Below are 13,104 nucleotides of genomic sequence, written 5' to 3' on the forward strand. Positions count from 1 at the left end.
GGGGGCGCCCGCCGCCATGAGAGCCGCGGGGGGGGCGGCGCGCCCCGCCCGGCCGCGCCCACCCCGCGCACCGCCTCATCGACCAGGAAAGGACCCGGTGGCATGACGGGTAGCCATCCAGTGCTGACAATGACCGGGATCAGCAAGTCCTTCCCGGGGGTACGGGCGCTCGACGGCGTGGACTTCCGCCTCCTCCCCGGCGAGGTGCACGCCCTGATGGGCGAGAACGGCGCCGGCAAGTCGACCCTCATCAAGGTGCTGACCGGCGTCTACAGCGCCGACCACGGCACCGTCACGCTCGGCGGCGAGGCCGTGTCCTTCACCGGCCCGATGCAGGCCACCGCCGCCGGGGTGAGCACCGTCTACCAGGAGGTCAACCTCTGCACCAACCTCTCCGTGGCGGAGAACATCTTCATCGGCCGGGAGCCCCGCCGGCTCGGCGCGGTGCGGTGGGCGGAGATGCGCCGCCGCGCCCGCGCCCTCCTGGCCCGGCTGGACCTCGACATCGACGTCAACGCGCAGCTCGGCAGCTACTCGCTGGCCGTGCAGCAGATGGTGGCGATCGCCCGCGCCATCGACATCGAGGCGCGGGTGCTGGTCCTCGACGAGCCCACCTCCAGCCTCGACGCCGGTGAGGTCGCCCAGCTGTTCCGGGTCATGCGGCAGCTGCGCGACGACGGCCTTGCGATCCTGTTCGTCACCCACTTCCTGGACCAGGTCTACGAGATCGCCGACCGGATCACCGTGCTGCGCAACGGCCAGCTCGTCGGCGAGTACCCGACGAGCCAGCTTCCCCAGCTCGGCCTGGTGGAGAAGATGATCGGCAAGGAACTGCGGGCGCTGGAGCGACTCGACGAGCAGTCCCGGCACGACGCCGCGCCGGCGGAGGGCGCACCGCTGCTGGACGTACGCGAGCTGGGACGCCGCTCGGCGGTCGCGCGGTTCGACCTCACCATCCACGAGGGCGAGGTGGTCGGCCTCGCCGGGCTGCTCGGCTCCGGCCGTACCGAGGTGGCGCGGCTGCTGTTCGGCGCCGACCGTGCCGACCACGGCACCGTCCGGGTGCACGGCACACCCACGACACTGCGTACCCCGGGGACCGCCATCGGCCACGGCATCGGCTTCTGTTCGGAGAACCGGCGGGCCGAGGGCATCGTCGCCGAGCTGTCCGTGCGGGAGAACATCATCCTGGCCCTGCAGGCCGCCCGGGGCTGGCTGCGGCCCGTGCCCCGCCGCCGGCAGGACGAGCTGGTCGAACGGTACGTGCGGGCCCTGAGCATCCGCCCGGCCGATCCCGACATCCCGGTGGGCAACCTGTCCGGCGGCAACCAGCAGAAGGTCCTGCTCGCGCGCTGGCTCATCACGGAGCCGCGCCTGCTGATCCTCGACGAGCCGACCCGGGGCATCGACATCGGCGCCAAGACTGAGATCCAGCGGCTGGTCGCGCAGCTCTCCGACGGCGGCATGGCGGTGCTGTTCGTCTCCGCCGAGCTGGAGGAGGTGCTCCGCCTCAGCCACACCATCGCCGTGATGCGCGACCGGGAGATGGTCGCGCGACTCACCAACGACCCGAGCGTCGACGCCGACCGGATCATGCAGACCATCGCGGCCGGCGCCGGGCACGAGGAGGTGCCGTCATGAGCAACCGCACGGCCGGTTACCGGGCGCTGACGACCCACCGGCTCTTCTGGCCGGTCGTCGTCCTCGTCGGCATGCTGGCCGCCAACACCGTCTACCGTCCCGGCTTCCTGTCGGTGCAGATGCGCGACGGTCACCTGTACGGCAGCCTGGTCGACATCCTCCGGCTGAGCGCGCCGCTGATCCTGGTGGCCCTCGGCATGACGCTGGTGATCGCCACCGGCGGCATCGACCTCTCGGTCGGCTCGCTCTGCGCCATCAGCGGCGCCATCGCCTGCCTGCACATCAGCCAGCAGCCCGACCAGAACAGCCTCGGCGCCGTGCTGACCGCCCTGGCCCTGGGTCTGGGGGTGGCTCTCGTGCTCGGCGCCTGGAACGGCGTGCTGGTCGCGGTCATCGGCATCCAGCCGATCATCGCCACCCTCATCCTCATGGTCGCCGGCCGGGGCCTGGCCCAGCTGATCACCGAGGGGCAGATCCTGACCATCAACTCGGACCCGTACAAGGCGATCGGCGTCGGTCACCTGCTGACCCTGCCGCTGGCCATCTTCCTCGCCCTCGCCGCGGCCCTCCTGGTCGCCGCGGTGACCCGGCGCACCGCCCTCGGCCTGATCATCGAGTCGGTCGGGGGCAACGCCCAGGCCAGCCGCCTGGCCGGCATCCGGTCCGCGCGGATCACGTTCCTCGTCTACGTGATCAGCGCGGCCTGCGCCGCGGTCGCCGGCTTCATGATGACGGCCAACGTGTCCAGCGCCGACGGCAACGCGGCCGGCCTCTGGGTCGAGCTGGACGCGATCCTCGCCGTGGTCATCGGCGGCACCTCCCTGGCGGGCGGCCGGTTCTCCCTCGGCGGCACCATCCTCGGCGCCCTGCTCATCCAGACCCTCACCACCACGGTGTACGCCATGAACATCTCGCCCCAGACCTCCCTGCTGTTCAAGGCGGTCGTGGTCATCGCGGTCTGCCTCATCCAGGCGCCCGGCTTCCGCGCCCGCTTCACCCGACGCCGAGCCCCGGCGGCCGGGCCCACCTCCGTCACCGAGCAGCCGAAGGAGCAGGTGCCGGCATGACCACCCTCTCCCTGCTGGCCGCCCGCACCCGGGCACGCCTTCCCCGGCGGCACGTCCCGGTGCTGGCCACCCTCGCCCTGCTGCTGGTCCTGTACGGCGTCGGCGTCTCCCAGTACCGCGCGTTCTCGAACATCCAGGTCGTCTTCAACGTCTTCATCGACAACGGCTTCCTGCTCGTCGTCGCCGTCGGGATGACCTTCGTGATCCTCACCGGCGGGATCGACCTCTCCGTCGGCTCGGTCGTCGCGATGACCGCCATGGTGTCGGCGTTCCTGCTGCGGGAGGGGCTGCCGGCGGCGCTGGTGCTGCTCGTCGCGCTGCTCATCGGGCCGACGCTCGGCTTCCTGATGGGCTGTGTGATCCACTTCTTCGACATCCAGCCGTTCATCGTCACCCTCGCCGGGATGTTCTTCGCCCGCGGCATGTGCACCTTCATCAGCGGCTCGTCGATCCCGATCACGGACGGGTTCTGGACCCGCATGTCCCAGCAACGCATCGGCGACCCCGGCGGCAACTTCGTCTCGATCAGTGTGCTCGTCGCCTTCGTCGTGGTGGCCGTCGCCGCGTACACGCTGGCCTACACCCGGTTGGGCCGCAACGTGTACGCCGTCGGCGGCAACGCGCAGTCGGCGCTGCTCATGGGGCTGCCGGTGGGCCGGACCCGGATCGCCGTCTACACGATCAGCGGCCTCTGCGCGGCGATCGGCGGGATCCTGCTGTCCTTCTACACGCTCTCCGGCGCCCCGCTGATCGGCGTCGGCATGGAACTCGACGTCATCGCCGCCGTCGTCATCGGCGGGACGGTGCTGACCGGCGGCGCCGGCTACGTCTTCGGCACCGTGCTCGGCGTGCTGGTCCTCGGGGTCATCCAGACCCTGATCACCTTCGACGGCAGCCTCAACTCGTGGTGGACCAAGATCGTGATCGGCGGCCTGCTCTTCGCGTTCATCCTGCTCCAACGTCTGATCGGAATCCGCTACAAGTGACCGACCATCTCGCGGAAGGCAACCCCATGGCATCGCACGCTGAGCCTGAGATCTGGTTCCTGACCGGCAGCCAGGCCATGTACGGCGAGGACACCCTGCGCCAGGTGGCCGACCAGTCGCGGCAGATCGCGGCGGCGCTCGACGGCTCGCCGCACATCCCCGCCCGGGTCGTCTGGAAACCGGTCCTGACCACCAGCGGCGACATCCTGCGGGTGTGCCGGGACGCCGCGGCACAGGGGGCCGTCGGCGTGATCGCCTGGATGCACACCTTCTCACCGGCGAAGATGTGGATCGCCGGCCTGGACGCGCTGCGGACGCCGCTGCTGCACCTGCACACCCAGGCCAACGTCCTGCTGCCGTGGGACGAGATCGACATGGACTTCATGAACCTCAACCAGGCCGCGCACGGCGACCGGGAGTTCGGGTTCATCCAGACCCGCCTCGGTGTGGCCCGCAAGACCGTCGCGGGGCACGTCAGCGACCCGCGCGTGGTGGCCCGGGTGGGCGCCTGGTCGCGGGCGGCGATCGGCTGGTCGGCCATGCGGTCGCTGCGGCTGGCCCGCTTCGGCGACAACATGCGCGACGTCGCGGTGACCGAGGGGGACAAGGTGGAGGCGGAGCTGCGCTTCGGTGTCTCCGTGAACACCTACGGGGTCAACGACCTCGTCCAGGTGGTCGACGAGGTCGCCGACGCGCGGGTGGACGACCTGGTCAAGGAGTACGACGACAGCTACCGGCTGATGCCCGAGCTGCGCCCCGGCGGCGACCGCCACCGGTCCCTGCGCTACGCCGCCCGGCTGGAGCTGGGGCTGCGCGCCTTCCTCGAAGCCGGCGGATTCGGCGCCTTCACCACCAACTTCGAGGACCTCGGCGGGCTGCGCCAGCTGCCGGGCATCGCGGTGCAGCGCCTGATGGCCGACGGCTACGGCTTCGGCGGCGAGGGCGACTGGAAGACGTCCGTCCTGGTGCACACCCTCAAGGCGATGGCGGTCGGGGTCGACGGCGGCACCTCGTTCATGGAGGACTACACCTACGACCTCACTCCGGGCCGGGAACTGGTCCTCGGCGCGCACATGCTGGAGGTGTGCCCGAGCATCGCCGCGGGCACGCCCTCCGTCGAGATCCACCCGCTGAGCATCGGCGGGCGGGAGGACCCGGTGCGGCTGGTCTTCGACGCCGCGCCCGGTCCCGCCGTCGTGCTGGGCCTGGCCGACATGGGGGAGCGGTTCCGGCTCGTCGCCAACGAGGTCGACGTGGTGGCGCCGCCACACCCGCTGCGCCGGCTGCCGGTCGCCCGGGCCGTCTGGCGCCCCCGCCCGCACCTGGCCGGCTCCGCCGAGGCGTGGATCACCGCCGGGGCGCCGCACCACACCGTGCTGTCGCAGGCCGTGGGGGTGGAGGAGCTGCACGACCTGGCCGAGATGAGCCGCACCGAGCTGGTCGTCATCGACGCCGACACCGAACCGCGTCGCTTCGCCGAGGAGATCCGCTGGAACCAGGCGTACTACCGGCTCGCCCGGGGGCTCTGACCCGCCCGGCGGCGGCGATCCGACGGCTGGACGACGAGGGCCTCGTCCGCCGCTCGACCGGTCCAGTGGCGCGCGGTCAGGCGCGGCGGGAGGCGAGGGTGCTCTCGGCGTACGCCCAGAGCCGGTCGGTGGCGGTGATGTCCACCGCGTGCTCGGCCACCCCGGTCATCGGGTCCGGACCGCCGGGGACCACCTCCGACTCCTGGTTGTCCTCGAAGTAGCGGCCGGTGACGCCCTCGACCAGCGGCGACGCGGCCAGCAGCACGGTGGTGGCGGCGCCCTGGGCCGGGGTCTTGTAGTGGTCCGGCACCGTCACGGTGCCCGCCTCGTCGGTCGTCACCCCGAAGGTGCGCAGGGTGTCCGCGCCGAGGTGGCGTTGCAGGTTGGTGATGATGACGCCCGGGGCCAGGGCGTTGGCGGTGATCCCGTCGGCGGCCCAGCGCCGGGCGATGCCGACGGCCAGCAGGACGTCCGCGGTCTTGGACTGGCTGTACGCGGTCCACGGGTCGTACGGGCGGCGGGCGAAGTGGGGGTCGTCGAAGTCGACGCCGGCGCGGAGCTGTGCGCCCGAGCTGACCACGACGACCCGCGCGGAGCCGGCGGACCGGAGGTGCTCGTGCAGGCCCCGGGCGAGCGCGAAGTGCCCGAGGTAGTTGGTGGCCAGCTGCAGTTCCCAGCCTTCCGGAGTCAGCCGGCGGTCCGGCAGTGCCATGATTCCGGCGTTCGCGATCAGGGCGTGCAACGGCCCGGTCCAGCCGGCGACGAAGGCGTCGACGGAGTCGAGGTCAGCCAGGTCGAGCGCGGCGGCCCGAACCGTGCCCGGCCCGGGGCCGGCGAACTCGGCCACCAGGTCGTCCGCGCGGGCGGGGTCGCGCGTCGCCACGGTGACCTCCGCGCCGGCACGGGCGAGGGCGCGGACCGTCTCCAGGCCGATGCCGGAGGCGCCGCCGGTGACGATCATGCGGCGCCCGGTGAGGTCGACGCCGTCGATGATCTCCTCGGCGGTGGCGCGAGCGGTGAATGGGGTGGTCAGGCATGTGCTCTCTGTCATGACGGCAACGCTACGACCTGCGACCTGGACGGCCTATAGTTTGCGGTCCGGGAAAGTTTAGCCAGCGTCCGAGGGAGGTCGCGTGGACCCGCTGGAGGACGTTCTCTCGCTGATCGGGGCGACGAGCCACCTTTCCGCCAGTATGTCCGCCGGCGGAGCGTGGGCCGTCCGGTTCCCGCCGCCCGCGGGCGTGAAGTTCAACGTCGTACGCCGGGGCGCCTGCTGGCTTCGGGTGGACGGGGTGCCGGAACCCCTCCGGCTCCGCGCGGGTGACTGCTTCCTGCTGACCCGGCCGGTCGCGTTCACGCTGGCAAGTGACCTGAGCCTGCCGACCGAGCCGGCGGGGCCCCTGTTCACCGTGGCCGCCGGCGGCGTGGCCCGTGCCGGCACCGGCGACGAGGTGTTCCTCATCGGCGGCGCGTTCTCCTTCACCGACCGCGCCCAGGCCCTGCTGCTCGACGGCCTGCCGCCGGTCATCCGGGTGGCTGCCGAGACGCCGGAGGCCGCGACCGTGCGACGGGCGGTCGACGAGATCGACGCGGAACTGCGGCAGGACGCGGCGGGGGCGAGACTTGTCGCCGAGCACCTGGCGGTCGTCATGCTGGTGCGGATCCTGCGCCTGTCCCTCAGCCGGGACGCCGGGCACACCTCCGGCTGGCTGGCCGGCCTGAGCGATCCCACGGTGGCGACCGTCCTGCGGCGGATGCACGCCCGGCCCGCCCACCCCTGGACGGTCGCCGAGCTGGCCCGCAGCGCGGCGGTCTCCCGCTCCACCCTGGCGGCCCGGTTCAAGCAGGTGGTCGGCCAGGGCCCGCTGGAGTACCTCACCGCGTGGCGCATCGAACTCGCGGCCGACCGCATCCGCCGTGGTGACGGCACCGTCGCCACCATCGCCCGCGATGTCGGGTACGGCTCGGAGAGCGCCTTCAGCGTCGCCTTCAAACGCACTATCGGTCTCTCGCCGCGGGCGTACCGGGCGGCCGCGGCACCGGCGGGCTAGGGGTGCGGCTCAGTCGACGAGCACCCCGGGGTTGAGGATCCCGTGCGGATCGAGCGCGGCCTTCGCGGCGCGCAGGGCCAGGGCGAACGGTTCGGGGCGCTGCCGGTCGTAGCCGGGTCGGTGGTCGCGACCGACGGCGTGGTGGTGGGTGATGGTGGCGTGATGGCGGTGCAGGACGTCGGTCGCGACGTCCTTGAGGTGGTCCCAGACGGCGACCTCGTCGCCGGGCCGGCCGCCGGCGAGCACGGTGAAGTAGGGCGCCGCCCCGTCCGGATAGACGTGGGTGAGGCGGCAGTTGATCATGGCGGGATGGCCGGTGGCCCGGCGCGCGGCGGCGCCGACCTCGTCCCGGACGGCGTCGATCAGCGCGGGCAGCCGGTTCCAGGTGGCCGCCGTCTCGAACGTCTCGACGACCGCACCCATCCGGGCGAGGCCGTCGCGCAGGTACGGCATCCGGAGGAACGCGGAGCGCCAGGCGCCGACCGCCTCGTCGCCCTGACGGCCGGGGCCGGAGGAGGGCGTCCCGCCGTGTGCGCGGGCCAGGTCCAGCGCTTGGGCGAGAGCGGCGTCCACCGGCACGGCGGCCGACTCGAAGCCGAGGACGAGGACGGACGAGCCGTCCGGGGCGGCGCCGGACAGCGCGGCCTCGCCGGCATCGAGCAGTCGGCAGTTGGCCGGGGAGAGGCCGGACCGCGCGATCGCACGAACCCCGCTCAGCGCGGCGGCGAAGTCGGCGAAACGGACCGACGCGGATGCCTTGTGCCGGGGGCGCTCCTGCAGGCGCATCCACGCCTCGGTGATCACGCCCAGGGCGCCCTCGGAGCCGAGGAACAGCCGGTCGGGGGACGGTCCGGCGCCCGAGGCGGGCACCTGCCACGACGTGCCGGCGCCGGCCGGGCTGACCACCCGCAGGGACTGCACGAAGTCGTCGATGTGCGTGTGGACCGTGGCGTAGTGACCGCCCGCCCGGGTGGCGAGCCAGCCGCCGAGGGTGGAGAACTCGAAACTCTGCGGGAAGTGCCGCAGCGTCAGGCCGTGCGGCCGGAGCTGGTTCTCCAGCGCCGGGCCGAGGACACCGGCCTGGATGCGCGCGGCCTGACTGTCGGTGTCGACCTCCACCACCCGGTCCATCGCGGTCAGGTCGAGCGACACGACCGCCCGGTGCGCGTCGCCGCGGTACTCCACGCCGCCGGTCACCGAGGAGCCCCCGCCGTAGGGGATCACGGCCACGCCGCGGTCGCCGGCCCACTCCAGCAGGTCGGCCACGTCCTGGTCGCCCGCCGGCCAGGCGACCAGGTCGGGTATCCGCCCGGGGCGGCCGCGCAGGGCGCGGATGACATCCCGGTACGCCTTGCCCATGGCGTGCGCGGCGCGCGCCTCGGGGTCGGCGGTGACGAGGTGCGCGAGGCTGCGCGGCGGCTCGACGGCCGGCCGGGGAATCCGCAGGTCGGGGACCCGAGGGACGGGCAGCGGGCGCGGGAGCGTACCGGGGAGGAGTGCTCCCAGTGCCGCGCATTCGGTGTCGTCGGGGTGTTCGTCCGCCCAGCCCCAGCCCCACCAGGAGCGGGCGCGGGCGGTCGCAGCGTCGGCCATGGCCATGACGGTATCCATCGATCACCGGGATCGCCCGTCGTTGATCGCCCCTCGGGGTACCGGCGACTAGGATGACGGGCGTGGCCGAGACCCTCGCGTTGACGTTGGCGCTGGAGCAGCGCGGTCCGGCGGGAGCGTTCGTCCTCTCCGACGAGCAGGTGTCCGTCCTGGGGGAGGGGCGCAAGGCGTTCCCCGTGCGGGTGAGTGTCAACGGGGTGACGCTCCCGCTGCGCCTGGCCCGGATGGGCGGGGAGAACCTGATCGGGTTGTCCCGCGCGGCGCGGGAACAGGCGGGGGTGAGCATCGGGGCGACGTACGAGGTGGCCATCGCCCTCGACGCGCAGGCCCGCAGCGTCGAGGTGCCCGAGGACCTGGCCGCCGCTCTCGCCGCTGACGGCGAGGCGCAGGCGGCGTTCGCGGCGCTGGCCCCCTCGCACCGCAAGGAGTTCGTCCGCTGGGTCACCGAGGCCAAGCGGGAGGCCACCCGGGCGCAGCGCGTCACGAAGACCATCGAGATGCTCCGCGCCGGCCAGCACCGCTGAGCACGCCGGCACCGCCGCGGCAGCGGTCCGGGCGGGACGCCTCGCGCGACGCGCCCCGCCCGGACCGCCACGCCTAGCGGCGCGGCCGCTGCGGGACGCGCGGCAGGACGTACGGCGGTCCGCTGTAGATCAGGTCGGCCTTCATGAGCTGGTAGGCCCGCTTGGGCTGGTAGTTCTCGTCGTAGATGGTGGCCAGCCCCTCTGGCGGGTCGGAGAACCAGCCGGGCACCCAGGAGTGCTTGTCGGTGAATCCCCAGACGGTGAACGACAGGCAGCGCCGCTCGGCCAGGCAGGCCTGCAGCAGCACGCTGAAGTTCGCCGCCGAGGCCTGCAGCCGCGGGTTGATCTCGTTCGAGTCGCCCGCCTGGACTCCCTCGGTGAGCTGGCTGCGCACGTCGACCTCGGTGAACGCGGTGGCCAGCCCCAACCCGGCGAACCTCCGCAGCGCCCCGGCGACCTGGAGGGTGTCGAAGTTGCCGTACTGGGTGCCGAGGTGGCCCTGGCTGCCGATGCCGTCGATCGGCACGCGCTGGGCCAGCAGGTTCTTGGCCATGTCGTACACGAACTGGGTCTTGTCGTTCGCCGGGTCGCGCGAGCCGAAGGCCTCGATGTTGTAGTCGTTGTAGAACAGCAGGGCGTGCGGATCGGCCGCGCGGGCCCAGCGGAAGGCGTCGGCGATGTAGCCGGGACCGAGGTGCTGGGCCCAGAAACCCTTGTAGTGCAGGGTCGACGGGGTGTCCCAGGGGTCGCTGACCGCCTCGTTGACCACGTCCCACTGCCAGATCCGGCCCTTGAAGTGGGTGACCACGGCGGTGATGTGCCGGCGCAGGATGTCGCGCAGCTCGGTCTCGCTGATGGAGCCGTCGGCCACGCCGGCGGTCAGCCAGCCGGGCAGCTGGTTGTGCCAGACCAGGACGTGCCCGCGTACGCGCTGGTTGTTCTGCTTGGCGAAGGCGAGGAGCCGGTCGGCCGGCGCCCAGTTGTAGGTGCCACGGGTCGGCTCCAGGCTCTCCCACTTCATCACGTTCTCCGCGGTGACCGTGGAGAACTCCGACGCCGCGAGCTGGCGGTACCGCGGGTCGGCGGGGTCGTCGAGGGCGGCCATGTCGACGGCCGTGCCGATGGCCAGGCCGTGGCGCAGCGCGAGGTTGCGCAGGCTCTGGTCGGCCGGGTCGTACGGGCGGCCGGCCGTCGCCGGTGGGCTGCTGAGAGTGGCGGCGGCGGCCACGGCGACCGCGCCGGCGGCTATCCATCGTCGCAGTTTCATGGGCTTCTCCGGTGTGCAACGGGTCGACCGGGACGTCGACCGAGAGGGCGCGGGGGTGTGGGCAGGTGACGCGCCGGACGCCGATGAGAGGAACGGTGCGGGGAGCTGTGGTTCGAGCGCGGCCCGGCCGATACTTCCGGGCAAATTCCCGGTAACTGAGCCGGAACAATACGAGCGTCGATCCCCGTCGTCAACCGTCCGAGACCGCCCGGACCGGCCGGAGGCCAGGGCCGCGGTGGCCGCCGAGCAGGCCCGGCAGGGCCTTGACCCGACACGCGGCAGGTTCTACCTTGCCCTCAAGCGATCGAAAAGTACCGGCATCCGACCGGAAGTCGATGACGAAGGGGCGACAGGTGGCCTCGGACGAGCCCCGGAAAGTCACCATCGCCGCGATCGCGCGGCTGGCCGGCGTGTCGGTGCCCACGGTGTCGCGGGTTGTCAACGGCCGCTCCGACGTCGCGCCGCGCACCCGGGAACGGGTCGAGGAGCTGTTGACCCGGCACGGCTACCGCCGCCGCAGGCCGAGCGCGCGGCCCAGCTCCGGCCTGATCGACCTGGTCTTCAACGACCTGGACAGTCCCTGGGCGGTCGAGATCATCCGTGGGGTCGAGGATGTCGCGCACGCGGCCGGCATCGGCACCGTGGTCTCCGCGATCCACCGGCGCAGCTCGTCGGCCAGGCAGTGGCTGAACAACCTGCGCACCCGCTCCACCCAGGGCGTCATCTTCGTGACCTCCACCCTGGAGCCGCCGCTGCAGGCCGAGCTGCGCCGCCTCAACATCCCCGTCGTCATCGTCGACCCGGTGGGGGTGCCCCCGCAGGAGGCGCACACGATCGGCGCGACCAACTGGGTGGGCAGCCTGCGCGCGACCGAGTACCTGCTCGGTCTCGGCCACCGGCGGATCGGCTTCGTCGCCGGGCCGCCGCAGCTGATGTGCAGCCGGGCGCGGCTCGACGGCTACCGGGCGGCGCTGGAGACCGCCGGCCTCAGCGTCGACGAGGAGCTGATCCACCCGGGCAACTTCTACCACGAGGGCGGGTTCGCCGCCGGTAACCACCTGCTGCGCCTGCCCGAACCGCCCACCGCGATCTTCGCGGCCAGTGACCAGATGGCCCTCGGCGTCTATGAGGCCGTCCGACGACGGGGCCTGCGGGTGCCCGACGACGTCAGCGTCGTCGGCTTCGACGACCTGCCGGAGGTCCGGTGGTGCTCTCCGCCGCTGACCACCGTCCGGCAGCCCCTCGCGAAGATGGGTCTGCTCGCCGCCCGCACGGTCCTGCGCCTGGCTCAGGGTGAGCGGATCGAGAGCCCGCGGGTGGAACTGGCCACCCAACTCGTCGTCCGGGACAGCGCAGCCCCGCTGGCCGCCCGGCCGTCACCGCCGTCCGATCCGGCGCGACTGGCTACGGGTGCACCGCGGCATCACCGGTAGGGACGGCACGAGGCCCGGACGACCAGCTCGGTGGGGAGCCGGATGTGTGTGTCCCGCTCGACGCCGGCGATCAGGTCGATGAGCAGGCGCAGCGCCTCGGCCCCCATGCGCTGCAGCGGTTGCATGATCGTGGTCAGCGGGGGGTTCACCAGCGCCGACTCCGGGACGTTGTCGAAGCCGATGACGGACAGGTCGTCGGGCACGGTGAGGCCCATGCTCCGCGCGACGTCCATCGTGGAGATCGCCGAGAGGTCGTTTCCGGCGAAGATCGCCGTCGGTCGGTCCGGGAGCGAGAGCAGTGCCGCGGCCGTACCGGCGGCGCTCTCGGTCCGGAACCCGCCGACGCGCACGATCCTCTCGTCCACCGCCACGTCGGCGTCGGCCATGGCCTTGCGGAAGCCCGCCTCGCGCAGGCGCGCCGACTCGAGGTCGGGGCGTCCGCTGATGTGGCCGATGCGGCGGTGGCCGAGCGACAGCAGGTAGTTGGTGGCGAGCACGGCGCCGGCGAAGTTGTCCGAGTCGACGGTGGGCAGGCCGGACGGGCCGGTGTGGGGGTCGACGGCCACGACGTGGAAGCCCTGCTTGGTCTCGATCACGGTCGGCGTGACGATCACGGCGCCGTCGATGAGGGTCCCGGAGAGGCGGGCCAGCGAGCGCCGCTCCCAGCCGATGGCGGCGCCCTCGCCGTCGCCGCTCGAGTAGGCGAGCAGCTGGTAACCGCTGCCGGCGACCTCCCGGGACGCCCCCTTGAGCAGTTCGGTCGAGAACGGCTCGAACTCGGCGACCAGGATGCCCAGCACGTTCGTGCGGTGACTGCGCAGGCTCTGCGCCCCCAGGCTGGCCTCGTAGCCGAGCTCGTGGATGACCTGCTGGACACGCTCCACGGTCGCCTGGGCCACGCCGTACCGACCATTGACAACCTTCGATACCGTCGCCACCGAGACGCCGGCGGTACGTGCCACATCCGACATCTTGACGCGCTCCGGGAACACCAC

Annotated in this window: 11 protein-coding genes; 7 read left to right on the plus strand and 4 right to left on the minus strand. The window is 72.5% G+C overall.

Annotated elements, in window-relative coordinates; translation table 11 throughout:
* Positions 1-102 precede the first annotated feature (102 nt).
* The 4 genes from ABZS80_RS17510 to araA are packed head-to-tail and all read left to right on the plus strand — an operon-like array spanning position 103 to position 5,223.
* Positions 103-1,641 carry a sugar ABC transporter ATP-binding protein gene (locus ABZS80_RS17510; RefSeq protein ID WP_355056949.1) on the plus strand — a complete coding sequence of 513 codons (1,539 nt, stop codon included), beginning with the start codon at positions 103-105 and terminating at the stop codon, positions 1,639-1,641.
* Positions 1,638-2,708 (plus strand): ABC transporter permease, encoded by a 1,071-nt coding sequence (locus tag ABZS80_RS17515; RefSeq protein WP_355056950.1) that lies wholly within the window; start codon positions 1,638-1,640, stop codon positions 2,706-2,708. Before ABZS80_RS17510 ends, ABZS80_RS17515 begins: the two co-directional genes overlap by 4 nt.
* Positions 2,705-3,694, plus strand: a complete 990-nt coding sequence (gene yjfF / locus ABZS80_RS17520; RefSeq protein WP_355056952.1) for a galactofuranose ABC transporter, permease protein YjfF — start codon at positions 2,705-2,707, stop codon at positions 3,692-3,694. The genes ABZS80_RS17515 and yjfF overlap by 4 nt, the downstream gene beginning before the upstream one ends.
* A gap of 26 nt (positions 3,695-3,720) precedes the next feature.
* Positions 3,721-5,223: an L-arabinose isomerase gene (araA, locus tag ABZS80_RS17525; protein WP_355056954.1), complete on the plus strand. Its 1,503-nt coding sequence runs from the start codon at positions 3,721-3,723 to the stop codon at positions 5,221-5,223.
* A 76-nt stretch (positions 5,224-5,299) separates the two neighbouring features.
* On the opposite strand, the gene ABZS80_RS17530 is transcribed toward araA, so the two are convergent.
* Positions 5,300-6,274, minus strand: coding sequence for an SDR family NAD(P)-dependent oxidoreductase (locus ABZS80_RS17530; protein WP_355056956.1), 975 nt, complete (start codon positions 6,272-6,274; stop codon positions 5,300-5,302).
* Positions 6,275-6,356: 82 nt separating this feature from the next.
* On the opposite strand from ABZS80_RS17530, the gene ABZS80_RS17535 reads away from it, so the two are divergent.
* Positions 6,357-7,274, plus strand: a complete 918-nt coding sequence (locus ABZS80_RS17535; RefSeq protein ID WP_355056958.1) for an AraC family transcriptional regulator — start codon at positions 6,357-6,359, stop codon at positions 7,272-7,274.
* A gap of 9 nt (positions 7,275-7,283) precedes the next feature.
* Here the strand turns inward: ABZS80_RS17535 and ABZS80_RS17540 are convergent, their stop codons facing one another.
* A complete protein-coding gene (locus ABZS80_RS17540; RefSeq protein ID WP_355056960.1) occupies positions 7,284-8,867 on the minus strand; it encodes an FAD-binding oxidoreductase in 1,584 nt (527 codons plus the stop codon).
* 71 nt (positions 8,868-8,938) lie between these two features.
* Here ABZS80_RS17540 and ABZS80_RS17545 point away from each other — a divergent pair, with 71 nt between their 5' ends.
* On the plus strand, positions 8,939-9,409 hold the full coding sequence (locus ABZS80_RS17545) for a YdeI/OmpD-associated family protein (protein WP_355056962.1): 471 nt from the start codon (positions 8,939-8,941) through the stop codon (positions 9,407-9,409).
* Between the two features lie 73 nt (positions 9,410-9,482).
* On the opposite strand, the gene ABZS80_RS17550 is transcribed toward ABZS80_RS17545, so the two are convergent.
* On the minus strand, positions 9,483-10,676 hold the full coding sequence (locus ABZS80_RS17550) for an endo-1,4-beta-xylanase (RefSeq protein ID WP_355056964.1): 1,194 nt from the start codon (positions 10,674-10,676) through the stop codon (positions 9,483-9,485).
* Positions 10,677-11,029: 353 nt separating this feature from the next.
* Between ABZS80_RS17550 and ABZS80_RS17555 the strand changes: the two genes are divergently transcribed.
* Complete coding sequence (locus ABZS80_RS17555) at positions 11,030-12,109, plus strand: LacI family DNA-binding transcriptional regulator (protein ID WP_355056966.1); 1,080 nt, start codon at positions 11,030-11,032, stop codon at positions 12,107-12,109.
* On the opposite strand, the gene ABZS80_RS17560 is transcribed toward ABZS80_RS17555, so the two are convergent.
* Complete coding sequence (locus ABZS80_RS17560; protein ID WP_151461643.1) at positions 12,100-13,104, minus strand: LacI family DNA-binding transcriptional regulator; 1,005 nt, start codon at positions 13,102-13,104, stop codon at positions 12,100-12,102. The genes ABZS80_RS17555 and ABZS80_RS17560 overlap by 10 nt on opposite strands.

It is taken from the genome of Micromonospora sp. NPDC005305 (genome assembly GCF_040607315.1).
Lineage (GTDB): Bacteria > Actinomycetota > Actinomycetes > Mycobacteriales > Micromonosporaceae > Micromonospora.

Bases quoted from the DNA above. Each gene is read 5' to 3' on its own strand.
- ABZS80_RS17515 (WP_355056950.1), top strand. From the start codon at position 1,638: ATGAGCAACCGCACGGCCGGTTACCGGGCGCTGACGACCCACCGGCTC.
- ABZS80_RS17550 (WP_355056964.1), bottom strand. From the start codon at position 10,676: ATGAAACTGCGACGATGGATAGCCGCCGGCGCGGTCGCCGTGGCCGCC.
- araA (WP_355056954.1), top strand. From the start codon at position 3,721: ATGGCATCGCACGCTGAGCCTGAGATCTGGTTCCTGACCGGCAGCCAG.
- ABZS80_RS17510 (WP_355056949.1), top strand. From the start codon at position 103: ATGACGGGTAGCCATCCAGTGCTGACAATGACCGGGATCAGCAAGTCC.
- ABZS80_RS17530 (WP_355056956.1), bottom strand. From the start codon at position 6,274: ATGACAGAGAGCACATGCCTGACCACCCCATTCACCGCTCGCGCCACC.
- ABZS80_RS17540 (WP_355056960.1), bottom strand. From the start codon at position 8,867: ATGGCCGACGCTGCGACCGCCCGCGCCCGCTCCTGGTGGGGCTGGGGC.
- yjfF (WP_355056952.1), top strand. From the start codon at position 2,705: ATGACCACCCTCTCCCTGCTGGCCGCCCGCACCCGGGCACGCCTTCCC.
- ABZS80_RS17545 (WP_355056962.1), top strand. From the start codon at position 8,939: ATGACGGGCGTGGCCGAGACCCTCGCGTTGACGTTGGCGCTGGAGCAG.